Source organism: Stenotrophomonas sp. 10L48, assembly GCF_056395105.1.
The window spans coordinates 273,693-295,516 of sequence record NZ_JBFTIX010000001.1 but is presented as its reverse complement, the minus strand read 5'-3'; the positions used below and the strand labels follow the sequence as shown (position 1 = coordinate 295,516).

Below are 21,824 nucleotides of genomic sequence, written 5' to 3'. Positions count from 1 at the left end.
GGCGTTACGGTCTGCAACAACGACACGGAGGGTGTTCGATGTTCGCTGTGGTTCCTGATCCCATTCCCGCGCGCATGCGCGGTCTCAATCGCGCCGAGGTCTGTGACGTCAATTTCCTCGAGGCCGTACGCGCCTGGCGCGGCATCCCGCGTCCGCGCCCGGCGCCGGATGCGCCGATCCTGCCGGGCAGCACCCTCACCGCCGCCGCCTTCGGCGAACTGTTCGAATCGCAGCTGCTCAGTCGCCAGCTCGACCTGATGGCGCGCGTGCTGCGCGTGCAGAACAAGGTCTTCTACACCATCGGCTCGTCCGGTCATGAAGGCAACGCGCTGCTTGCGCGCGCCTGCCGCCACACCGACCCCGCCTTCCTGCACTACCGTTCCGGCGCCTTCATGGCCGAGCGTGCGCGGCTGGTGCCCGGCATGGATCCGGTGCGCGACGCCGCGCTGTCCTTCGCCGCCAGTGCCGATGATCCGGCCAGCGGCGGCCGTCACAAAGTGTGGGGCAGCAAGCCGCTGTGGGTGCTGCCGCAGACCTCGACCATCGCCTCGCACCTGCCCAAGGCGGTGGGTACCGCGCTGGCGATCGAGAGTGGCAGGCGCCTGAGCCAGCCGCTGCCGATTCCCGCCGACAGCATCGTGATGTGCTCCTTCGGCGATGCTTCGGCCAACCATGCCACCGCGCAGACCGCGTTCAATACCGCGATGTGGTCGGCCTACCAGAAACTGCCGGTGCCGATCCTGTTCGTCTGCGAGGACAACGGCCTGGGTATTTCGGTGAAGACCCCTGAAGGATGGATCGCAGAGCGCTTCAGCCGGCAACCGGGCCTGGACTATTTCTTTGCCGATGGCCTGGACCTGGCGGCCGGACACGCGCAGGTGCAGGCGGCGGTCGAGCATTGCCGGCGCATGCGTCGGCCCACCTTCCTGCACCTGCGCACCACGCGGTTGATGGGCCACGCCGGTACCGACTTCGAAGTGGAATGGCGCGCATTGGCCGAGCTGTGCGCGGCCGAGGCGCAGGACCCGCTGCTGCGCTCGGCGCAGATCGCGCTGGAATCGGGCTGGATGGATGCGGCGGGCGTCGAGGCCGCCTATGAAACCCTGCGCGCGCGCTGCATGGCCGCCGCCATCGATGCCGATTCGCGGCCGAAGCTGCAGACATTGCAGGAAGTGATCACGCCGTTGGCACCCTATACGCCCGCAGCGGTGCAGGCCGAGGCCGAGCGCGTGGCGCCCATCGAGGCCCGGCAGGCACTGTACGGCGGCGCCGATGCGCTGCCCGAACGGCAACCGCCGCGGCATCTGGCGATACAGATCAACCATGCGCTGCAGGAGCTGCTGGGCAAGTACCCGCAGGCGCTGTTGTTTGGCGAGGACGTGGCGCAGAAAGGCGGCGTCTACACGGTGACGCGCGACCTGCTGCGCCGTTTCGGCCCGCGCCGGGTGTTCAACACGCTGCTGGACGAAACCATGATCCTGGGCATGGCCCAGGGGCTGGCCAACATGGGCATGCTGCCGATTCCGGAAATCCAGTACCTGGCCTACCTGCACAACGCCATCGACCAGGTACGTGGCGAGGCCTGCTCGCTGCAGTTCTTCTCCAACGACCAGTTCCGCAACCCGATGCTGGTACGGGTGGCCGGGCTGGGCTACCAGAAGGGGTTCGGCGGCCATTTCCACAACGACAATTCGATCACGGCGCTGCGTGACATCCCGGGGCTGGTGGTGGGCTGTCCGTCGCGTGGCGATGATGCGGTGATGATGCTGCGCGCATTGGCGGCATTGGCCCGCGTGGATGGTCGGGTAGCGGTGTTCCTTGAACCGATCGCCCTGTACATGACCAAGGATCTGCACGCGGCCGGCGACGGCCAGTGGTTGTTCGACTACCCCGCACCCGGGCAGGCGCTGGTGCTGGGCGAGGGCAGGGTGTATGCGCCGGATGCCAGCGATCTGGTGATCTTCACCTATGGCAACGGTGTGCCGATGGCGCTGCGCGCAGCGGTCGCCATCGAGCAGCAGCTGGGCTGGCAGGTGCGTGTGGTCGACCTGCGCTGGCTGGTGCCGTTGAATGCGGCCTTCATCGGCGCCCAGGCCGCCACCGCGCAACGGGTGCTGGTGCTGGATGAAGGGCGCCAGAGCGGGGGCGTCGGCGAGGGCGTGATCACCGCGCTGGTCGAGGCCGGCCATGGCCACCTGCCCGTGCGCCGGGTCTGCGGTGCCGATACCTATACGCCGCTGGCGGGGGCAGCAATGTTCGGGCTTCCAAGCGACAATGCGGTGATTGGCGCCGCCCTCGACCTGGCGCAGGAACCCTGATGCATGTGTGGATTGGCAGGTATGTTGTTGCCGGCGGCACAGACGCCGGCCGAGGTCCTGCAGGCGCAGGCGCTGGCCATGGGCCAGGCGCTGCACCATCGCGGGCCGGATGACGGCGGTACCTGGGTCGATGCCGCCGCTGGCATTGCCCTGGCCCACCGGCGCCTGAGCATCCTCGATCTTTCACCGCTGGGCCACCAGCCGATGGCCTCGGCCGACGGCCGCTATGTGATGGCCTACAACGGCGAGGTCTACAACTTCGCCACGCTGCGCGCCGAACTGGAGCCGCTGGGGCATGCGTTCCGTGGCCATTCCGATACCGAGGTGCTGTTGGCCGCGATCCTGCAGTGGGGCGTCGAGGACACCCTGCAGCGCGCCAACGGCATGTTCGCCATCGCCCTGTGGGACCGCCAGGAACAGTGCCTGTGGCTGGCCCGCGACCGGGTCGGCAAGAAGCCGCTGTACTACGGCTGGGCCGGTGATGCCCTGGTGTTCGGCTCGGAGCTGAAGGCGCTGTGGCAGCACCCGGATTTCGACAACGATATCGACCGCGATGCGCTGACGCTGCTGCTGCGGCTGGATTACATCCCGGCACCGCACAGCATCCACCAGCGCTGCTACAAGCTGATGCCCGGGCGCGTGCTGCGGCTGGATGCGGCGGCGGTGGCGGCCGGGGCCAGCGCACATCGCCCTGAGCAGGCGCAGCGTCCGTACTGGGACGCGCGCGCGCGCATGCAGGCGGCACTGGCCGCACCGTTCCAGGGCCGCATCGAGGAGGCCGAGGAGCAGCTGGATGGCCTGCTGCGCGATGCCGTGGCGCTGCGCATGGTTGCCGATGTGCCGGTGGGCGTGTTCCTGTCCGGCGGCACCGATTCGTCGCTGGTGGCGGCGCTGATGCAGGCGCAGAGCGGGCAGCCGGTGCACAGCTTCAGCATCGGCTTCAGCGGCTCGCACCACGATGAGGCACCGTTGGCCAGGGAACTGGCTACCCACCTTGGCTGTGATCACACCGAGCTGTATGTCAGTGGCGCCGATGCGCTGGCGGTGGTGCCGCAGCTGCCGGCAATGTTCGACGAACCCTTTGCCGATGCCTCGCAGGTGCCGACCGCGCTGGTCGCCCGCCTCGCCCGCCAGGGCGTGACCGTCGCACTGTCCGGCGATGGCGGCGATGAGCTGTTCTTCGGCTATACCCGCTATGTACGCGCGCTGCGCAACTGGCAGATGCTGGGACGGGTGCCCGCGCCGCTGCGGCGCTGGATGGGCGCGCGTGCGCACCAGCAGGGCGAGGCGTCGCGCACCGGCGGGCTGGCCGCGTTGCTGGCCGAAACCGGCGCACGTGGCATCGGCGATGTGTATCGCAACCGCATCTCGCGCTGGCGCGATCCGGCGGCGGCGGTGATCGGTGCACGCGAGGCGGGCAGCTTCTACGATCTGGCCGATCCGCTGCATGGTGCCGGTACGCCGGCCGACGCGATGATGCTGGCCGACTTCGTCAGCTATCTGCCCGACGATCTGCTGTGCAAGGTCGACCGCACCTCGATGGCGGTCAGCCTGGAGGCACGTGCGCCCTTGCTGGACTGGCGCGTGGCCGAGTTCGCCTGGTCGCTGCCGCTGGGCTTCAAGCGCAGTGAGTCGACCAGCAAGGTGCTGCTCAAGCGCGTGCTGGGGCGGTACGTGCCGCAGTCGATGGTGCACCGGCCCAAGCGTGGATTCGGTGCACCGGTCAGTGATTGGCTGAAGGGCGATCTGAAGCCCTGGGCGGACGAACTGTTGCAGCCGGCGCGACTGGAACGCGAAGGCGTGCTGTCGGCCGCCGCCGTGCAGCCACTGTGGCAGCAGTTCCTGGGCGGCCAGCGCAAGTGGCACACGCACCTGTGGAACGTGCTGATGTTCCAGGCCTGGCAGGACCACTGGCGGCAGGTGCGTGCAGGCGTGAAGCGCGCTTGATCTTCACCGGCGGGGAAGGGCGCGGCGGCTAGGCTGGCCCTCCCGCACCGTGAGGAGTATGTCCTGATGTCCGTCCCCACCATTGCCGTATTCGTCGGCAGCCTGCGCAAGGACTCATGCAACCGCAAGCTGGCCCGCGCGCTGGAGAAACTTGCGGGTGACAAGGCGCGCTTCCAGTACGTGCAGATCGGCGACCTGCCGCTGTACGACCAGGATTTCGACGCCAGCTACCCCGCGCAGGGCACGCGCCTGAAGGACCAGGTACGTGCCGCCGACGCCGTGCTGTTCGTGACCCCCGAGTACAACCGTTCCGTGCCGGGCGTGTTGAAGAATGCCATCGACATCGGCTCGCGCCCCTACGGCGACAGCGCTTTTGCGGGCAAGCCAGCGGCGGTGATCGGTGCTTCCATCGGCCAGATCGGCACGGCGGTGGCCCAGCAGCACCTGCGCAACAGCCTGGCCTTCCTGGACATGCACGTGCTTGGCCAGCCCGAGGCGTTCATCCACTTCAAGGATGGCCTGATCGATGCCGACGGCACGATCCACAACGAGGGCACGCAGACGTTCCTGCAGGGCTATGTGGACCGGTTCCTGGCCCTGATCGCGGTACATGCCAAGGGCGATTGACGCCAGCAGCGGCGGTTCCCATCTGCGATAATGGTCCGCTTCGGGCGTCGCAACGACGCCCGTAGCAGGCAATGCGACGCCCTCGCGCCAGTCTGGACAGGCTCAGGCGGATATCCCCCGTTCTTCCACGGCTTATCCACAGGTTTGTCCATGGCCGCCGGGCTCGGCGCATGCCTACACTCGTCTGGCCCCTTTTGCAGGAAACACCGCAGCATGTCCGCCCGTTCCGGCTTCCGTTCCAACCGCAGAGAGCGCGGCGATGGCTTCGATCGCGATCGCGATGAATCGCGTATCGACCAGTTGCGCGTGCCGCCGCACTCGGTGGAGGCCGAACAGGCGGTGCTGGGTGGCCTGATGCTGGCACCGGAGGCCTACGACCGGGTCAACGACCAGCTGACCGAGGGTGACTTCTACCGCCGCGACCACCAGATGATCTACCGGGCGATCCGCGAGTTGTCCGAGCGCGAGCGCCCCTTCGATGCGGTGACCCTGGGCGAGTGGTTCGAATCGCAGGGCAAGATGGAGCTGGTGGGCGATGGCGCCTATCTGATCGAACTGGCCAGCACCACGCCGTCGGCGGCCAATATCGTGGCCTATGCCGAGATCGTGCGCGACAAGGCGGTGCTGCGGCAGCTGATCCAGGTCGGCACCGACATCGTCAACGATGGTTTCCAGCCCGAGGGGCGCGACAGCAGCGAGCTGCTGTCCGCCGCGGAAAAGAGCGTATTTGCCATCGCCGAGCAGGGCGCGCGCGGCCGTACCGACTTCGTGGCCATGCCCGGTGCGTTGAAGGACGCATTCGAAGAGCTGCGCAACCGCTTCGAGAATGGCGGCAACATCACCGGCCTGCCGACCGGCTATACCGATTTCGATGCGATGACCGCCGGCCTGCAGCCGACCGACCTGATCATCCTTGCCGCGCGTCCTGCGATGGGTAAGACCACCTTCGCCCTGAACATCGCCGAGTACGCGGCGATCAAGTCGAAGAAGGGCGTGGCAGTGTTCTCGATGGAAATGTCCGCATCGCAGCTGGCGATGCGCCTGATCTCGTCCAATGGCCGCATCAACGCGCAGCGCCTGCGTACCGGCCAGCTGGAGGACGAGGACTGGAGCCGGGTAACCGGTGCGATCAAGATGTTGAAGGAAACCAAGATCTTCATCGACGATACGCCGGGCGTGTCGCCGGAGATCCTGCGTTCCAAGTGCCGCCGCCTCAAGCGCGAGCACGACCTGGGCCTGATCGTGATCGACTACCTGCAGCTGATGAGCGTGCCGGGCAACAGCGAGAACCGCGCGACCGAAATTTCCGAGATCTCGCGTTCGCTGAAGGGCCTGGCCAAGGAACTGCACGTGCCGGTCATTGCACTGTCCCAGCTCAACCGCTCGCTGGAAACACGTACCGACAAGCGCCCGGTGATGGCCGACCTTCGCGAATCGGGCGCAATCGAGCAGGATGCGGACATGATCGTCTTCATCTACCGCGACGATTACTACAACAAGGAAAATTCGCCGGACAAGGGCCTGGCCGAGATCATCATCGGCAAGCACCGCGGTGGCCCCACCGGCTCGTGCAAGCTGAAGTTCTTCGGCGAATACACCCGTTTCGACAACCTGGCCCACGACTCGGTCGGTTCGTTCGAATAGCGCCGACGGCGTTACGGTAGCGCCGGGCCATGCCCGGCGGATCTGCTCCCCAGCGGCAGGTTTCATCGCCCCCCAACCGGGTTTCGTCGCAAACCGTTTGCGGGCGACAGGGCGGGGCAGCAACGTGGTTGCAGGCGGCGGGGTGCCGCCGAGGGAGCCTCTGATGAAGACCTTGTTTGCGCTTGGTGTCTGGTGCCTGCTGTTCGTGCTGTGCTGGCCGTTGGCGATCCTGGCGCTGGTCGCCTGGCCGTTCGTGTGGCTGCTGAGCCTGCCGTTCCGCCTGCTCGGCATCACCTTCTCGGCACTGTTCGCCTTCCTGCGCGCGCTGTTCATGCTGCCGGCACGCCTGCTGGGCGGCGGCCCGGTGACCGCATGAGGTCGCGCGTCATTGCGATGGTGGCGCTGCTGGTGGCGGCGCCCGCGTCCGCCAAGGAGCCGCCGTCGGCCTACCTGGAGCGCGGGCATGATCCTGCTTTGGCCGCCACCGCCGCGACTGCAGAGGATGCGCCCAAGGAATCCTGCCGGGTGGCGAAGGAGTGGAAGGCAGGGGAAACGGTCGTCCAGCACCGCATCTGTGACGATCCGCCGAAGAGGGCTGCCGCCAAGCCGGCGCCGCGGCCGATGCAGCGTTGATCCGCCATCTGCCGGTACGGCGGTGGTTTCAGGATGAGGGTGCCGCGGCGGCCGGCGGTGCCGGGAACACCTGTTCGCGCAGATCGCGGTAGACCATGATGATGCGGCCACGCGGGCGCACTACGAATTCAACCTGCAGCGGCGCCCCAGCGGTGGCTGCCGCCGGATGGGTCACCGTGCAGGGCTGCTTGATCCCACAGCGCCGCAGGGATACTTCCAGGCTGCCATCGCTGGCCGTGCGCACATCCGCGCCGGGTGAGTGGAAGAGCGTCTCGGCAGGCACGTGGTAGCGGATCAGCACGTCGCCATCGCGTTGCGGCATCACTTCGACCGGCTGCACCTCGGCTGCGCGGTAGTCGGTTCTGGCTGGGGTGGCAGTGCACCCGGCCAAGGCGAAGCCGAGCAGCAATGGCAGGCGGCAGAAGCGGGACAGGTGCATGATCGTACGGCTCCATGGAAATCGGCGGCGGCCACAGCATGTCCTGGCCGGTTGCATTGGGCCGGGTTGCAGGCGGGCGGTCAAGCGGCCAACAAAAAACCCCGCCGAGGCGGGGTTTTTCGTATCCAGCAACGCTGGCCAGTGGCCGGCACTACCCGATGGCTCAGTTCGCCTTGTGGATCGCGCGCTTGCTCACGGCCATCGCCGCGTCGTGCACCACTTCCGACAGCGACGGGTGAGCGTGGCAGATCCGCGCCAGGTCGTCGGCCGAACCGCTGAACTCCATGGTCAGCACGCCTTCGTGCACCAGCTCGGACACGTTGGCGCCGACCAGGTGCATGCCCAGGATGCGATCGGTTTCGGCGTGGGCCAGAACCTTCACGAAGCCTGCCGGCTCGATCATCGCCACGGCACGGCCGTTGGCGGCGAACGGGAAGCTGCCGGCCTTGTACGGGATGCCCTCGGCCTTCAGCTGCTGCTCGGTCTTGCCGACCCAGGCCAGCTCCGGCTCGGTGTAGATGACCCACGGAATGGTGTCGAAGTTGACGTGGCCCGGCAGGCCGGCGATCAGTTCGGCAACCGCGATGCCTTCCTCGAAGCCCTTGTGCGCCAGCATCGGGCCGCGCACGCAGTCACCGACCGCCCAGACGCCATTGACGCCGGTGTGGCAGTGCGCGTCGACTTCGATCTGGCCACGCTCGTTGATCTTGACGCCGGTACCTTCGGCCAGCAGGCCCTTGGTGGCGGCGCGACGGCCGACGGCCACCAGCAGCTTGTCCACCACCAGCGACTTCTCGCCTTCGGCGTCGGTGTAGGTCAGGGCGACTTCCTTCTTCTTGCCCTTGCCGGTCACTTCGGCCTTGGAGACCTTGGCACCCAGGCGGATGTCCAGGCCCTGCTTCTTGAATTCCTTGGCGGCGGTCTTGGCCACTTCGGTATCGGCCGCGGCCAGGAAGTCCGGCAGCGCTTCCAGGATGGTCACTTCCGAACCCAGGCGCTTCCACACGCTGCCCAGTTCCAGGCCGATCACACCGGCGCCGATCACGGCCAGGCGCGCCGGCACTTCGGTGAAGTCCAGGCCGCCGACGTTGTCGACGATGGTTTCGCCGTCGAACTTGGCGAACGGCAGTTCGATCGAATCCGAGCCAGCGGCGATGATGACGTTGGTGCCCTTCAGCTCGACGACCGAGCCGTCATGCTGGGTGACCTTGACCACGTTGCCCGGCTGCAGTTCGCCGAAGCCGTAATAGGCGGCGACCTTGTTGGCCTTGAACAGCATGGCGATGCCGCCGGTGAACTGCTTGACGATCTTGTCCTTGCGGCCAACCATCGCTTCGACGTCCATCTTGGCATCCTTGAAGCTGATGCCGTGGTCGCCAAAGATGTGGCCCATGTTCCAGAACTGGCGCGAGGAATCCAGCAGCGCCTTGGACGGGATGCAGCCCACGCGCAGGCAGGTGCCACCCAGGGCCGGCTTGCCGTCCTTGCCCAGCGCTGCGTCGATGCAGGCGGTCTTCAGGCCAAGCTGGGCCGCGCGGATGGCAGCGTGGTAACCGGCCGGGCCGGCACCGATGACGACGACGTCGAATTGTTCAGCCATTGAAATAGTCCTTGTTGCATTACCAGAACCCCTCCGCGCAGGCGCGGAGGGGCGGGAGGTCTCTTACAGGCCGAACAGCATGCGGCCCGGGTTTTCCAGCTGGTTCTTGATGTCCACCAGGAACTGCACCGAGTCCTTGCCGTCGATGATGCGGTGATCGTAGGACAGCGCCAGGTACATCATCGGCGCGATCACGACCTGGCCGTTCTGGGCGATCGGGCGCTCCTTGATGGCGTGCATGCCGAGGATGGCGCTCTGCGGCGGGTTGATGATCGGGGTCGACAGCAGCGAACCGAAGGTGCCGCCGTTGGTCACGGTGAAGGTGCCGCCCTGCAGTTCTTCCAGGCTCAGCTTGCCGTCACGGGCCTTCTTGGCGTAGTCGGCGATGGTCTTTTCGATGTCGGCGAACGACATGCGCTCGACGTTGCGCAGCACCGGCGTGACCAGGCCCTTCTCGGTCGACACGGCGATCGAGATGTCCGAGTAGCCGTGGTAGATGATGTCGTCGCCGTCGATGGAGGCATTGACCAGCGGGAAGCGCTGCAGCGCGTTGGCAGCGGCCTTCACGAAGAAGCTCATGAAGCCGAGCTTGATGCCGTGGGCCTTGACGAACTCGTCCTGCAGTTCCTTGCGCGCCGCCGACACCTTGGACAGGTCGACTTCGTTGAAGGTGGTCAGCATGGCGGTGGAGTTCTTCGACTCCATCAGGCGCTCGGCGATGCGCTTGCGGATGCGGGTCATCGGCACGCGTTCTTCCGGACGTGCGCCACCGGCCTTGCCGGCGCCGCCGTTGCGGGCGAAGTTGACGATGTCTTCCTTGGTGACGGCGCCACGACGGCCGGTGCCGTCGACGTCGGCCGGGTTCACGCCTTCGGTGATGGCGGTGAAGCGGGCGCCCGGCGGCAGCGCGTCGGCAGCCGACTTGGCAGCCGGGGCCGGGGCAGCGGCGGCGGCCGGAGCAGCAGCGGCCGGAGCGGCCTCAGCCTTCTTCTCTTCGGCAGCCGGGGCCGGTGCAGCAGCCACGGCGCCTTCTTCGATGATCGCCACGACCTGGCTGGAAGTGACGGTGTCGCCTTCCTTGAACTTGATTTCCTTGATCACGCCATCGACCGGCGACGGCACTTCCAGGACGACCTTGTCGGTTTCCAGGTCAAGCAGGTTTTCGTCGCGCTTGACGGCGTCGCCCACCTTCTTGTGCCAGGTGGCGATGGTGCCGTCGGCGACGGATTCGGGCAGTACCGGGGCTTTGACTTCGGTGGCCATGCGGGAGCTTCCTGGTTTGTCTTCTAAATAGGGGGAGAGTTATTCAGCGAACGAGTCGTTGAACGGGTTGACCAGTGCATCGGCGACCAGCTGCTGCTGTTCGCGGACGTGGTCAGCCATGTGACCGGCAGCCGGCGAAGCCGAACGTGCGCGACCGGCGTAGTGCAGGCTCTGGCCATCGGCCAGGCAGAACTGCAGGTGGTGGCGGATCTGGTACCACGCGCCCTGGTTCTGCGGTTCTTCCTGCGTCCACACCACGTCGGTGGCCTTGCCGTACTTCTTCAGTTCGGCAGCCAGCAGCGCACGCGGGAACGGGTACAGCTGCTCCACGCGGATGATCGCCACGTCGTCCTGGCCACGCTTGGTCTGGTCTTCCAGCAGGTCGTAGTAGACCTTGCCCGAGCACAGCACCACGCGCTTGACCTTCTTGGCATCTGCATTGGCATCGCCGATCAGGTGCTGGAACTCGCCATTGGCCAGCTCGTCCAGGGTCGACACGGCCAGCTTGTGGCGCAGCAGCGACTTGGGCGACATCACCACCAGCGGCTTGCGGGTGGTCAGGTGCTGCTGGCGACGCAGCATGTGGAAGGCCTGCGCCGGGGTCGACGGCACCACCACCAGCATGTTCTCCAGCGCGCACAGCTGCAGGAAGCGCTCCAGGCGCGCCGAGCTGTGTTCCGGGCCCTGACCTTCATAGCCATGCGGCAGCAGCAGGGTCAGGCCGGAGATGCGGCCCCACTTTGCTTCGCCGGCGGCGATGAACTGATCGATCACCACCTGGGCGCCGTTGGCGAAGTCGCCGAACTGGCCTTCCCAGATGCACAGGGTGTTCGGATCGGTGGTCGAGAAACCGTACTCGTAGGCCATCACTGCTTCTTCGCTGAGCAGCGAATCGATGACGGTGGCCTTCTCCGGCGAATCCACCAGCTGCCGCAGCGGCAGGTAGCAGTTGTCGGTCTTCTGGTCGTGCAGGATCGCGTGGCGGTGAGTGAACGTGCCGCGGCCGACGTCCTGGCCGACCAGGCGCAGCGCACTGCCTTCATCCAGCAGGGTGGCGTAGGCCAGGTTCTCGGCAAAGCCCCAGTCGCCCGGGATCTCGCCGGCAGCCATCTTGCGGCGGTCGTCGTACACCTTGGACACGCGCGAGTGCAGCTGCACTTCTTCGGGCACGGTGTTGATCAGCTTGGCCAGCGCGACCAGCTTGTCCTTGTCGACCTTCGTCGACACCGGATCGGACAGCTTGCCTTCCAGCAGCTTCGGCCAATCAACGAACAGCGGGCTGGTCGGCGGGGTCTTTTCGACCTTGGCCAGCTCGGTGGTCACTTCACCGGCATCGAGCTTCTCGCGGTACGCATCGACCATCGCCTTGCCGGCGCCGGCGGCGATCACGCCTGCCTTTTCCAGCTGCTCGGCGTACATCTCGCGGGTGGTGGCGTGCTTGCGGATCACCTGGTACATCAGCGGCTGGGTGATCGCCGGCTCGTCGGCCTCGTTGTGGCCCCAACGGCGGTAGCACATCAGGTCGATGACCACGTCCTTGGCGAACTTCTGGCGGAACTCGAACGCCAGCTGCGCGGCGAACACCACCGCTTCCGGATCATCGCCGTTCACGTGCAGCACCGGGGCGGCAATCATCTTCGCCACGTCGGTGGCATAGCGCGTGGAGCGCGTGTCCTGCGGATTGGAGGTGGTGAAGCCGACCTGGTTGTTGACCACGATGTGCACGGTGCCGCCAACGGCGAAGCCGCGGGCCTGCGACATCTGGAACAGCTCCATGACCACGCCCTGGCCGGAGAAGGCCGCGTCGCCGTGGATCAGGATCGGCATCACCTGCTTGCGTGCGGTGTCCTTGCGGCGTTCCTGGCGCGAACGCACCGAGCCGGCAACCACCGGGTCGGCGATTTCCAGGTGCGACGGGTTGAACGCCAGGGCCAGATGCACCGGGCCACCCTCGGTGGCCACGTCGGCGGAGAAGCCCATGTGGTACTTCACATCGCCGGCCGAAGCGTGCTCGTCGTGCTCGAACTTGCCTTCGAATTCGTCGAACAGCTTGCGCGGGTTCTTGCCGAGGGTGTTGACCAGCACGTTCAGTCGGCCGCGGTGGGCCATGCCGATCACCACGTCCTTGACGCCATCCTTGCCGGCGCTGCGGATGATGGTGTCCATCATCGGGATCAGCGAGTCGCCGCCTTCCAGCGAGAAGCGCTTCTGGCCGACGTACTTGGTGTGCAGGTAGCGCTCGAGGCCTTCGGCGGCGGTCAGGCGCTCCAGCGTGCGGCGCTGGGTGTCAGCGTCCAGCTGGTAGTTGCCACCTGCCAGTTCCAGCTTCTTGTAGATCCACTGGCGCTGCTCGACCTCGGAGATGTGCATGAACTCCGCACCGATCGAACCGGTGTAGGTCGCCTTCAGGCGCGCCAGCAGGTCACGCAGCTTCATGCGCGGCTGGCCACCCACGCCGCCGGTGCTGAACTCGCTGTTGAGGTCAGCATCGGACAGGTTGTGGAAGGGCAGGCCGAGGTCCGGGGTGTTGACCGGAGAGGCCAGGCCCAGCGGGTCCAGGCGGGCGTCCAGATGACCACGCGAACGGTAGGCGGTGATCAGACGACCGACATTGCGCTCGCGCTCATCGCCTGCACCGGTGCCGGTGCCTGCTTTCAGCGCATCCTTGGCCGCGTCCGCGATGTGGGAAATGACGGCCGAGTGCGGAATGTCGCCCGCTTCGCGGCCCTTGAAGCCGTCGAAGTAGGTTTTCCATTTGGGATCGACACTATCCGGGGAGACCAGGTACTGCTCGTACAGGTCCTCGACATAGGAGGCGTTGCCGCCGGCGAGTTGCGAAGATTGCGCAAACTGCTTCAGTTGATTGTCCACGATGGAGGGTGCTGATTCGCTTTGTGGGGTATGGCTTCAGAAGGACCCGGCACGAAGATGAATAGCCATGCACGGGCGCGTTCAAACGGCCAAATTGTACCCCCATCCGGACACGAAGGGGCAGCGACGAGGGCATCGGGCGTCCCCCGGTGTCGGTCCCAGACAGGTTGAGCGCACCGGTCGCGGTCAGATGCCGAGTGCGCGCAATTCGCTGCATTCGCGCGAACGGTCCCAGACACGCTGCAATTGCTGCTCGAACGGCTGCGAACGTGCCGGCAGCGCGATTGCCGATTCGCCGTCGAGGCGATGGCCGATGAGACGAAAGTAGAAGTCGCCTGCATCGTTGAGCAGGCAGGCCGAGGCCAGGGCGCGATCGATCGGATCGGCGACCTCGCGGAACTGGATCACACTGGGAAGGCGCTGGAACAGCGCCAGCAGCGGCGCACCGGCACTGGCGATGGCTGCGGCGTCATGCACGATCACCCGCAGCTGCTTGTCGTGGCGGGCGGTGACGAAGCGGCGCAGGGCCGCCTGTACCGGTGGCGCATCCAGCAGGCCGGGGTCCAGCTGCCGGCTGTGCAGCCACAATCGACGGCGGGCGCGGTGGATGATCGCCGTGGTGATCGCCACCGCTTCAGCGCGGCTGTCGATGGCGGAAACGGCCTGCAGGCGGCGCCGCATCTGCTGGTGGCCAATGCCAGCTTCTTCGAATTCGGGGCCTTCCGGAAGGAAGCCCTGGCGGGCGTAGAAGTCGCGTGCCGGCAGCTGCGCATGCAGGTGCAGCTCGGCCAGGCCGAGCTGGCGCCCGGCCTGCACCAGTGCCTCAAGCAGGGCCTCGCCAATGCCGTGGCCGCGATACGCCGCCAGCACCGCCATGCGGCCGATGCGGCCATCGGGCGCCAGCCGCCCGGTGCCGACCGGATGCCCGTCGGCATCCAGCGCCAGCACGTGGGCACAGACCGGATCCAGGGCATCGCGCTCCAGGGCGGCGTCGATGCCCTGTTCCTGCACGAACACCCGCTGGCGCACGTCGTGGATGGCGACGTGGGCCTCGGCGTGACTGACCTGCTGGACCCGCAGCGGGCTCATGGCTCAGCCGCGGCCGGCGTCGCTGTCGTCTTCGTCGTGGTCATCGAAGTTGACGATCACTTCAATACCGTCGTCGTGCACGGTCACCAGATGGACGTCATCGGACATCGAGTCAGCCTCGATCACCTCGACCTGCTCGTGGCCCTCGATCACTTCACCCAGCACCGCTTCCTCCTCGTCGGCGTACACCTCGTTCGGATCGATCAGCTGGAACACGCCGCCGACCAGCAACTGCTGGACCACCGCACGGCCCTTGTCGGACAGACCGCGGTAGGCGGCGGCGTCGAGCTGCTCGGCACCTGCCAGGCGCTGCGCGTCCTTGACCGGCAGGGCGAAGTCCTGGCCACTGACATACAGGCTGGCACCGCGCTTGGCCCGGCGCCAGGCCAGGCGCGCCCACGGGTGGCGCTGCAGCAGCAGGCCCGACTGCAGGGCCTCGAGCACTTCTTCCTGTGGCGGCGCGGCCTGGTGGGCCATCACCTCGCCGGCGGCGCGGTAGGTGGTGATGAAGCGGCCGAACCAGTCACCCAGCTTGTCCGGATCGTTCATGCGGATGGCGTTGAGCGCGGTGATCACCCGCGCCATCGCCACGGTGTCGATCTCGTTCGGGTCGGCCGGTGCCTTCAGGTCGGCGTCCTGGTAGCGGATGTTCTCGTCGGCGTCGGCGATCAACGTGTCCAGGTAGTCACTGATCAGCTCGGCCGAAGACGGTGCGCGCATGCCGAACGAGAACGTCAGGCACGGGTCTTCGGCAACGCCGTGATGCGGCACGTTCGGCGGCAGGTACAGCATGTCGCCCGGCGCCAGCACCCAGTCGTGGGTCGGCTTGAACACTTCCAGCAGCTTCAGTTCCACGTCGGGGCGGAAGCCCAGCGGCGGGCGCTTGCCCTTGATCGATTCACTGGCATCGATCTGCCAGCGGCGGTGGCCGTGGGCCTGCAGCAGGAACACGTCGTACTGGTCGACATGGGCACCGACCGAGCCACCGGTAGCGGCGAAGCTGATCATCACATCGTCCATGCGCCAGCGCGGCAGGAAGCTGAAGTGTTCGATCAGGGCGCGCACGTCCTTGTCCCATTTGTCCACGTCCTGCACCAGCAGGGTCCAGTCGTGGTCGGGCAGGGCGGGGAAGATGTCTTCCTGGAACGGGCCGCTGCGCACGCGCCAGCCGTCCTGGGCCTTGTCGTGCTCGATCAGGCGGGCCAGCACGCCCTCTTCGCAGGCCAGGCCGGCCAGGTCTTCCGGCTGTACCGGGGTCTGGAAATCCGGGAAGGCATTGCGGATCAGCAGCGGGCGTTTCTGCCAGAAGTCACGCAGGAAGGTGGCCGGTGCCATGCCCAGCGGCTGGCCGCGGCGGGCGGTGACTTCGATCAGGGGGGAGGAGGACTTGCGGGCGGCCATGGGGGAGTTCCTTGCAGCGGAAAGCGGGAGGGGCGGCGTGGCGGGCCGCCAAGGACTCCATTGTCCGACGTTCGATGGGATTGCGCACGTGTGCTGGTTTGTCGCGGGGTGTCCGGCCAACGGCGGAGCCCCTCGTGGCGGTCAGGCTCACAAGCAAAAGCCGCGCTTGGCCGGGCGGGTGGGCCATGCAGGGGACGCTGCAAGTCCCCCTCCGGGGCCCGGCCCAGCCGCTGGCGGCTGGGCGTTCGGTCGCTCGCGAAGCATTGCTTCGCAAGCAAAGCGCCCTCACCCCTGTAAGCTCGATGGCGCCATCCATGGCGCCAACGCCCCTGCATGGCCCACCCGCCCGGCCCCTGACAGTTTCCTGCGGGGTCCGCCACGGAATGGAAGAAGAAAATCAAAGGCAACAGCGGGTCGCGCGCTGCGCTTGCTCCAACTGCCTTCGCCATAAAAAGAGGGACGCGGCGAAGCCGCGTCCCTCTCTCAAATTCCGTCCGACAACCCAATGCTCTTCGAACCGTCACCGGACAACTGTCAGAGGTGGGGCGGGATGGGCCAGCGGGACCGTTGGCGCCATGGATGGCGCCATCGAGCCCCCATGGATGGGTTCACGGCGTGTCCCGCTGGCCCATCCCGACCCGCCCAGCTAGCAGTAATCCAGAGCCGCTTTTGACGTTGCTGCTGCCGTTGCTGCTGCCTGCCGCAGGCAGCGCCCGCGGCCGCCGCCGCAAGGAAAACCCTTAAATCTTCTTCGCCAGCGACTCGGCCAGGCCGGTGTAGCTGCCCGGGGTCATCTCCAGCAGGCGCTGCTTGGCATCGGCCGGCAGCTCCAGCCCCTGCACGAAGGTGCGCATCGACTCGGCCGTGATGCCCTGGCCACGGGTGAGCGCCTTCAGCTGCTCGTACGGGTTCGGCAGCCCATGGCGGCGCATCACCGTCTGCACGGCCTCGGCCAGCACTTCCCACGCCGCATCCAGATCGGCGTCCAGGCGCTGCGGGTTCACTTCCAGCTTGCCCAGGCCCTTGGCCAGCGAATCCAGCGCCACCTGGCTGTGACCGAACGCGGTGCCCAGCGCGCGCAGCACGGTGGAATCGGTCAGGTCACGCTGCCAGCGGCTGATCGGCAGCTTCGCGCTGAAATGCTCGAACAGCGCGTTGGCGATGCCGAAGTTGCCTTCGGCGTTCTCGAAATCGATCGGGTTGACCTTGTGCGGCATCGTCGACGAACCGACTTCGCCTTCCTTCAGGCGCTGCTTGAAATAGCCCAGCGAGACGTAGCCCCAGATGTCGCGGGCCAGGTCGATCAGGATGATGTTGGCGCGGCGGGCGGCATCACCGATCTCGGCGATGTTGTCGTGCGGCTCGATCTGGGTGGTGTACGGGTTGAACACCAGCCCCAGCCCGGTCACGAAGCGCTCGGCGAAGGCCGGCCAGTCCACATCCGGGTAGCTGGCGATGTGCGCGTTGTAGTTGCCGACGGCGCCGTTGATCTTGCCGGTCAGTTCAACCGCGGCGATCTGCCGGCGCTGGCGTTCCAGGCGGGCGACCACGTTGGCCAGCTCCTTGCCCAGCGTAGTCGGCGAGGCGGTCTGGCCGTGGGTGCGCGACAGCATCGGCTGGCTGGCCTGGGTATGGGCCAGCGTGCGCAGTGCAGTGGCGATGCCGTCCAGGGTCGGCAGCAGCACCTCGCGACGGGCCTGTTCCAGCATCAGGCCGTAGCTGAGGTTGTTGATGTCTTCGCTGGTGCAGGCGAAATGCACGAACTCCAGCGCCGGCGCCAGCTCGGCATCGTCCTTCAGCTGTTCCTTGATGAAGTACTCCACCGCCTTGACGTCATGGTTGGTGGTGCGCTCGATCTCCTTCACGCGCGCGGCCTGGGCCGGGCTGAAGCCGCTGGCCAGTGCACGCAGGCGGACAATGGCAGCGTCGGAGAACGCGGCCAGCTCGACGATGCCCGGCTCGGCGGCCAGGGCCAGCAGCCACTCCACTTCGACCGTGACACGGGCCTTGATCAGGCCGTACTCGGAGAAGATCGGGCGCAGGGCGTCGACCTTGCCGGCATAGCGGCCATCGAGCGGGGACAGGGCGAGCAGGGCGGATTCGGACATGTCGGCAGGGCTGGGACGAGCGGCGGGGCCGATATTCTACGACGCGTGGCCTTCGCATGCTCGGTAGCGCCGGGCCATGCCCGGCGGATGGTGGCCGCGCTGCGCGCTCGCCGGGCGCGGCCCGGCGCTACCCGTTCAATCGGCCCTGCGGATGAAACGATCTGGCCCGTCCTCGCCATCCCACGCTGCGGACAAGGGAGTATCGTTGTTGCAGCCGCCAGCCCGGGAAGCGACACCCTGCCAGCCGCCGCTTTCCTTTCCCCAACTGAAGTAGTGCGGAGTTGATGCAATGAGCAAAGCTGCAAGCAAGCGTGCCCCCAAGGGATTCCGGATCGAGCACGACAGCATGGGCGAGCTGCAGGTGCCTGCCGACGCCCTGTGGGGCGCGCAGACCCAGCGCGCTGTACAGAATTTCCCGGTGTCGGGCCAGCGCATGCCGCGCGGTTTCATCCGTGCGCTGGGCCTGGTCAAGGCCGCTGCCGCCGGCGTCAATGCCGAGCTGGGCCATCTGCCGAAGACCGTGGCCAAGGCCATCCAGTCTGCCGCGGCTGAAGTGGCGGACGGCACGTGGGACGCGCAGTTCCCGATCGACGTTTACCAGACCGGCTCGGGTACGTCCTCGAACATGAATGCCAACGAGGTCATCGCCACCCTGGCCAATCGCGCCGGCAAGGCCGGCAAGACCACGGTGCACCCGAACGATCACGTCAACCAGGGGCAGAGCTCCAACGACGTGATTCCAACGGCGCTGCGCGTGTCGGCCGTGCTGGCCACCCATGAGCAGCTGCTGCCGGCGCTGGTGCACCTGCGCCGGACGCTGGACAAGAAGGGCCGCAGCCTGCGCAAGGTGGTCAAGACCGGCCGCACCCATCTGATGGATGCGATGCCGCTGACCTTCGAACAGGAATTCGGTGCATGGTCGGCGCAGCTGGCCTCGGCCCAGGAGCGCATCGAGGACAGCCTCAAGCGCGTGCGCCGCCTGCCGCTGGGCGGTACCGCCATCGGCACCGGCATCAATGCCGACCCGCGCTTTGGTGCGCAGGTTGCCAAGGCGCTGAAGCAGCAGACCGGCTTCAAGTTCGACAGCGCCGAGAACAAGTTCGAAGGCCTGGCCGCGCAGGACGATGCGGTGGAACTGTCGGGCCAGCTCAATGCGCTGGCGGTAGCCCTGATCAAGATCGCCAACGACCTGCGCTGGATGAACGCCGGCCCGCTGGCGGGCCTGGGCGAGATCGAACTGCCGGCACTGCAGCCGGGCTCCTCGATCATGCCGGGCAAGGTCAATCCGGTGATCCCGGAGGCGACGGTGATGGCCTGCGCGCAGGTGATCGGCCACCACACGGCGATCACCGTGGCGGGCCAGACCGGCAACTTCCAGCTCAACGTGACGCTGCCGCTGATCGCGGTGAACCTGCTCGATGGCATCGGCCTGCTGGCCAATGTGTCGACCCTGCTGGCCGACAGCGCCATTGCCGGCCTGAAGGTGCGCGAGGACCGTGTGGCCGAGGCGCTGGCGCGCAATCCGATCCTGGTGACCGCGCTGAACCCGATCATCGGTTATGAGAAGGCCGCAGCGATTGCCAAGCGCGCCTACAAGGAGCAGCGCCCGGTGCTGGACGTGGCGCTGGAAGACAGTGGCCTGGCCGAAGCCGAGCTGCGCCGCCTGCTGGATCCGGCCGCGTTGACGGCCGGTGGCATCCAGGCCGGTGGCGGTGGTGCCGGCGGCTGATCGAGCGGTGTGCGGGCCGAGGTCCGCACCCACTACAGGCGAGAAAGAAGAACGCCGCCCGGGAGGGCGGCGTTGTTCGTTTCAGCGACGGTCGGCGACGATGTTGCCGAAGGTCTCGGTGTAATCCTTGAACTCGGGAATGGTCTGCACCAGGTCCGGCGGAATCACCTGCATGCCCTCCGGCGGCACGATCTTGACCGGCTGCATGTTGGGGTCGGCCGGTGCGGCCACCAGCGTGTTCTGGCGCAGCACCTGCAGCTTGCCGAACATCGTCTGCAGCATCTGCTTCTGTTCGGCGTTGAGCGGGATCAGGATCTCGTCGATCTTCATCTGCCCGTCGGGCAGGATGATGATGTTCGGTGCCGGCTGGCGGCGAACGGTCACGATGCTCTCGCTGACCGAGATCTTGGGTTTGCCACGCTCGGCGCGGTGGTTGCGGTAGTCCTGGTCACAGCCGACCAGGCCCAGGCAGAGCAGGGCGGCCAGCAGCAGAAACAGCTTTTTCATGGCGGTTCGATGAAGTGCATCCGGGGCTGCCATTGTAAGCCCGCCGGGGCGCAGCGGCCGGCAACGCAGGTGCGCGGCCGGCCGGGTGCGCTGATCTGTCACAGGGGTCAGCGGTTGACGACCGTGTCCTTGCCGCAGTCGTCCACATCGCTCTGGTCCATCGTGGCGTAGGGCTTGAACGCCGGCAGCGAGGCAGCCAGGGCCTGCTGGCTGGCCAGCATGGCCGGCATGCGGTCGCAGATGCGCTTGGCCTGCGCTTCGATCCTGGCGGCCTCGGCGTTGATCCGTTTCTCGATGCCTTCGCTGTCACCGCTGAAGATGCCCTTCAGTGCTTCACCGGCAGCGTTGGCGCCGAGCTTGGCACCTGCCAGGCCGACGTCCATGCCGTCCATCGCCACCGCCACCACGTTGCCACGGTAATCAAGCAGCTGGCGACGCTGGCCATCGTCCAGCGCCACCGGCTTGCCACCGATCAGCAGCTGTCCCTGCGGGGTGATCTCCGCGCGTGGCTGGTTGTCGGCCGAGATCTTGATGTTGCCTTCGGCGATTTCCCTGCGGGCGTCATCCATCGCCTCCTTGACGGTCTGGCCGACGCCGCCCGCGGTCTCGGCCACCGCCTTGCCGGCGGTCTTGTCGGGGCTGGACGTGTCGCCACAGGCGATCAGCGGCAGGCACAGCAGGGCAGCAGGCAGCAGGCGCAGCAGACTCATGGCATTCCCCTCGGATCGGATGGTTGGACGTTACTTGCCGCGCGGCAGGGTGATGGTGCCGGACACGTTGCGATGCTGGACATCGCCGCTGCCGCTGTGCTCGACGGTGAGGTTGCCGCGCACGCCGTCGACATCGATGTCGCCCGAGCCGTGGCTGCGCACGCGGACATTGCCGCCGACCTGCTCGATATCGACGTTGCCGGAGCCGACCACGCCGACCTCGACGTTCCCCTGCACCTGCTTGAAGCCGATGTCGCCCGAACCGACGGTATCCAGCCGCGCGTTGCCACGCACGTCGGTCACCTTCAGGTCACCGGAACCGACCGTGCCGACGCTGGCATCACCGCCGATGTTGCGGGCGTTGACGTCGCCCGAACCCAGCGAGAGCAGGTTGAACGATGCGGCGCCATCGACGTCCAGGTCGCCCGAACCCACGGCGGCATGCACGCTGCCACGGGTGCCGCGGGCGATGCCATCACCGGAGCCCACGTCCATGCTCAGCGACTGCGCGTTCTCGATGCTGCCATCGCCCGAGCCGATCTTGAACTGCAGCGGCAGGTTGTCCGGCACGCTGCCACGGATGTCCAGCCAGGCGTAGCTGTTACCCATCGACAGCGCGTCGCGGCTGTCGCGGCGCAGGCTCACCACCAGCTTGTCGCCCACGCGGCGCTGGTCCAGCACCAGCTGGTCCAGCCAGTCCTTGTTGGACGCGCACGCGCGGCCTTCGAGCTGGCCGCCACCGGTGCTGGCCACCACCTTCAGGTCATGCTGGTTGATCTCGAACACCACCGCTTTGGCACCGGCCGCGTCGATCTTCAACGCGCGCGGCGCGGAGAACTTGCAGTTCGGTGCATCGGCGGCCAGCGCCGACAGCGGCAACAGCAACAGTGCAGTACAGGCAATCAAGGAACGCATGGGTGGTGCCTCCAGGTTGACGA

The 21,824-nt window shown here is 66.9% G+C and carries 17 protein-coding genes; 7 read left to right on the top strand and 10 right to left on the bottom strand.

All coding sequences use genetic code 11. The features are described from left to right. Nucleotides 1-38 precede the first annotated feature (38 nt). The 6 genes from AC1DCU_RS01530 to AC1DCU_RS01505 all read left to right on the top strand — a co-directional run bounded on the left by AC1DCU_RS01530 (nt 39) and on the right by AC1DCU_RS01505 (nt 7,169). Nucleotides 39-2,318: a thiamine pyrophosphate-dependent enzyme gene (locus AC1DCU_RS01530; protein WP_478013643.1), complete on the top strand. Its 2,280-nt coding sequence runs from the start codon at nt 39-41 to the stop codon at nt 2,316-2,318. 3 nt (nt 2,319-2,321) lie between these two features. Then, nucleotides 2,322-4,265 carry an asparagine synthase (glutamine-hydrolyzing) gene (gene asnB, locus AC1DCU_RS01525; RefSeq protein ID WP_105164358.1) on the top strand — a complete coding sequence of 648 codons (1,944 nt, stop codon included), beginning with the start codon at nt 2,322-2,324 and terminating at the stop codon, nt 4,263-4,265. A gap of 66 nt (nt 4,266-4,331) precedes the next feature. Next, nucleotides 4,332-4,892: an NADPH-dependent FMN reductase gene (locus tag AC1DCU_RS01520; RefSeq protein ID WP_033831525.1), complete on the top strand. Its 561-nt coding sequence runs from the start codon at nt 4,332-4,334 to the stop codon at nt 4,890-4,892. Nucleotides 4,893-5,105: 213 nt separating this feature from the next. After that, entirely contained in the window at nt 5,106-6,536 is a 1,431-nt protein-coding gene (locus tag AC1DCU_RS01515; protein ID WP_025876786.1) for a replicative DNA helicase, read from the top strand. A gap of 163 nt (nt 6,537-6,699) precedes the next feature. Next, the gene (locus tag AC1DCU_RS01510) at nt 6,700-6,912 is read left to right on the top strand and encodes a hypothetical protein (protein ID WP_025876788.1); all 213 of its coding nucleotides are present in this window, start codon (nt 6,700-6,702) and stop codon (nt 6,910-6,912) included. Then, complete coding sequence (locus AC1DCU_RS01505; protein ID WP_442251772.1) at nt 6,909-7,169, top strand: hypothetical protein; 261 nt, start codon at nt 6,909-6,911, stop codon at nt 7,167-7,169. The genes AC1DCU_RS01510 and AC1DCU_RS01505 overlap by 4 nt, the downstream gene beginning before the upstream one ends. Before the next feature lie 28 nt (nt 7,170-7,197). Here the strand turns inward: AC1DCU_RS01505 and AC1DCU_RS01500 are convergent, their stop codons facing one another. The 7 genes from AC1DCU_RS01500 to purB all read right to left on the bottom strand — a co-directional run bounded on the left by AC1DCU_RS01500 (nt 7,198) and on the right by purB (nt 17,940). Next, complete coding sequence (locus tag AC1DCU_RS01500) at nt 7,198-7,608, bottom strand: hypothetical protein (protein WP_051585183.1); 411 nt, start codon at nt 7,606-7,608, stop codon at nt 7,198-7,200. A 163-nt stretch (nt 7,609-7,771) separates the two neighbouring features. After that, the gene (lpdA, locus tag AC1DCU_RS01495; RefSeq protein WP_032951934.1) at nt 7,772-9,208 is read right to left on the bottom strand and encodes a dihydrolipoyl dehydrogenase; all 1,437 of its coding nucleotides are present in this window, start codon (nt 9,206-9,208) and stop codon (nt 7,772-7,774) included. Nucleotides 9,209-9,271: 63 nt separating this feature from the next. Next, the gene (sucB, locus tag AC1DCU_RS01490) at nt 9,272-10,471 is read right to left on the bottom strand and encodes a dihydrolipoyllysine-residue succinyltransferase (RefSeq protein ID WP_025876796.1); all 1,200 of its coding nucleotides are present in this window, start codon (nt 10,469-10,471) and stop codon (nt 9,272-9,274) included. 39 nt (nt 10,472-10,510) lie between these two features. After that, complete coding sequence (locus AC1DCU_RS01485) at nt 10,511-13,342, bottom strand: 2-oxoglutarate dehydrogenase E1 component (RefSeq protein ID WP_478013514.1); 2,832 nt, start codon at nt 13,340-13,342, stop codon at nt 10,511-10,513. Nucleotides 13,343-13,528: 186 nt separating this feature from the next. Continuing rightward, nucleotides 13,529-14,431 (bottom strand): GNAT family N-acetyltransferase, encoded by a 903-nt coding sequence (locus AC1DCU_RS01480; RefSeq protein ID WP_032978874.1) that lies wholly within the window; start codon nt 14,429-14,431, stop codon nt 13,529-13,531. Nucleotides 14,432-14,434: 3 nt separating this feature from the next. After that, complete coding sequence (locus tag AC1DCU_RS01475) at nt 14,435-15,832, bottom strand: ribosomal protein uL16 3-hydroxylase (RefSeq protein WP_442251769.1); 1,398 nt, start codon at nt 15,830-15,832, stop codon at nt 14,435-14,437. Between the two features lie 740 nt (nt 15,833-16,572). Further along, a complete protein-coding gene (gene purB / locus AC1DCU_RS01470) occupies nt 16,573-17,940 on the bottom strand; it encodes an adenylosuccinate lyase (protein ID WP_032976320.1) in 1,368 nt (455 codons plus the stop codon). Nucleotides 17,941-18,229: 289 nt separating this feature from the next. Between purB and AC1DCU_RS01465 the strand changes: the two genes are divergently transcribed. Next, the gene (locus tag AC1DCU_RS01465) at nt 18,230-19,669 is read left to right on the top strand and encodes a class II fumarate hydratase (RefSeq protein ID WP_032976319.1); all 1,440 of its coding nucleotides are present in this window, start codon (nt 18,230-18,232) and stop codon (nt 19,667-19,669) included. A gap of 81 nt (nt 19,670-19,750) precedes the next feature. On the opposite strand, the gene AC1DCU_RS01460 is transcribed toward AC1DCU_RS01465, so the two are convergent. From AC1DCU_RS01460 to AC1DCU_RS01450, 3 genes are all read right to left on the bottom strand, one after another. Further along, nucleotides 19,751-20,176 (bottom strand): hypothetical protein, encoded by a 426-nt coding sequence (locus AC1DCU_RS01460; protein WP_032951937.1) that lies wholly within the window; start codon nt 20,174-20,176, stop codon nt 19,751-19,753. 107 nt (nt 20,177-20,283) lie between these two features. Continuing rightward, a complete protein-coding gene (locus AC1DCU_RS01455) occupies nt 20,284-20,886 on the bottom strand; it encodes a DUF2884 family protein (RefSeq protein ID WP_032976318.1) in 603 nt (200 codons plus the stop codon). Nucleotides 20,887-20,916: 30 nt separating this feature from the next. Continuing rightward, complete coding sequence (locus AC1DCU_RS01450; protein ID WP_025876813.1) at nt 20,917-21,801, bottom strand: GIN domain-containing protein; 885 nt, start codon at nt 21,799-21,801, stop codon at nt 20,917-20,919. Nucleotides 21,802-21,824 lie beyond the last annotated feature (23 nt).

Bases quoted from the DNA above. Each gene is read 5' to 3' on its own strand.
- AC1DCU_RS01530 (WP_478013643.1), top strand. From the start codon at position 39: ATGTTCGCTGTGGTTCCTGATCCCATTCCCGCGCGCATGCGCGGTCTC.
- asnB (WP_105164358.1), top strand. From the start codon at position 2,322: ATGTGTGGATTGGCAGGTATGTTGTTGCCGGCGGCACAGACGCCGGCC.
- AC1DCU_RS01520 (WP_033831525.1), top strand. From the start codon at position 4,332: ATGTCCGTCCCCACCATTGCCGTATTCGTCGGCAGCCTGCGCAAGGAC.
- AC1DCU_RS01515 (WP_025876786.1), top strand. From the start codon at position 5,106: ATGTCCGCCCGTTCCGGCTTCCGTTCCAACCGCAGAGAGCGCGGCGAT.
- AC1DCU_RS01510 (WP_025876788.1), top strand. From the start codon at position 6,700: ATGAAGACCTTGTTTGCGCTTGGTGTCTGGTGCCTGCTGTTCGTGCTG.
- AC1DCU_RS01505 (WP_442251772.1), top strand. From the start codon at position 6,909: ATGAGGTCGCGCGTCATTGCGATGGTGGCGCTGCTGGTGGCGGCGCCC.
- AC1DCU_RS01500 (WP_051585183.1), bottom strand. From the start codon at position 7,608: ATGCACCTGTCCCGCTTCTGCCGCCTGCCATTGCTGCTCGGCTTCGCC.
- lpdA (WP_032951934.1), bottom strand. From the start codon at position 9,208: ATGGCTGAACAATTCGACGTCGTCGTCATCGGTGCCGGCCCGGCCGGT.
- sucB (WP_025876796.1), bottom strand. From the start codon at position 10,471: ATGGCCACCGAAGTCAAAGCCCCGGTACTGCCCGAATCCGTCGCCGAC.
- AC1DCU_RS01480 (WP_032978874.1), bottom strand. From the start codon at position 14,431: ATGAGCCCGCTGCGGGTCCAGCAGGTCAGTCACGCCGAGGCCCACGTC.
- AC1DCU_RS01475 (WP_442251769.1), bottom strand. From the start codon at position 15,832: ATGGCCGCCCGCAAGTCCTCCTCCCCCCTGATCGAAGTCACCGCCCGC.
- purB (WP_032976320.1), bottom strand. From the start codon at position 17,940: ATGTCCGAATCCGCCCTGCTCGCCCTGTCCCCGCTCGATGGCCGCTAT.
- AC1DCU_RS01465 (WP_032976319.1), top strand. From the start codon at position 18,230: ATGAGCAAAGCTGCAAGCAAGCGTGCCCCCAAGGGATTCCGGATCGAG.
- AC1DCU_RS01460 (WP_032951937.1), bottom strand. From the start codon at position 20,176: ATGAAAAAGCTGTTTCTGCTGCTGGCCGCCCTGCTCTGCCTGGGCCTG.
- AC1DCU_RS01455 (WP_032976318.1), bottom strand. From the start codon at position 20,886: ATGAGTCTGCTGCGCCTGCTGCCTGCTGCCCTGCTGTGCCTGCCGCTG.
- AC1DCU_RS01450 (WP_025876813.1), bottom strand. From the start codon at position 21,801: ATGCGTTCCTTGATTGCCTGTACTGCACTGTTGCTGTTGCCGCTGTCG.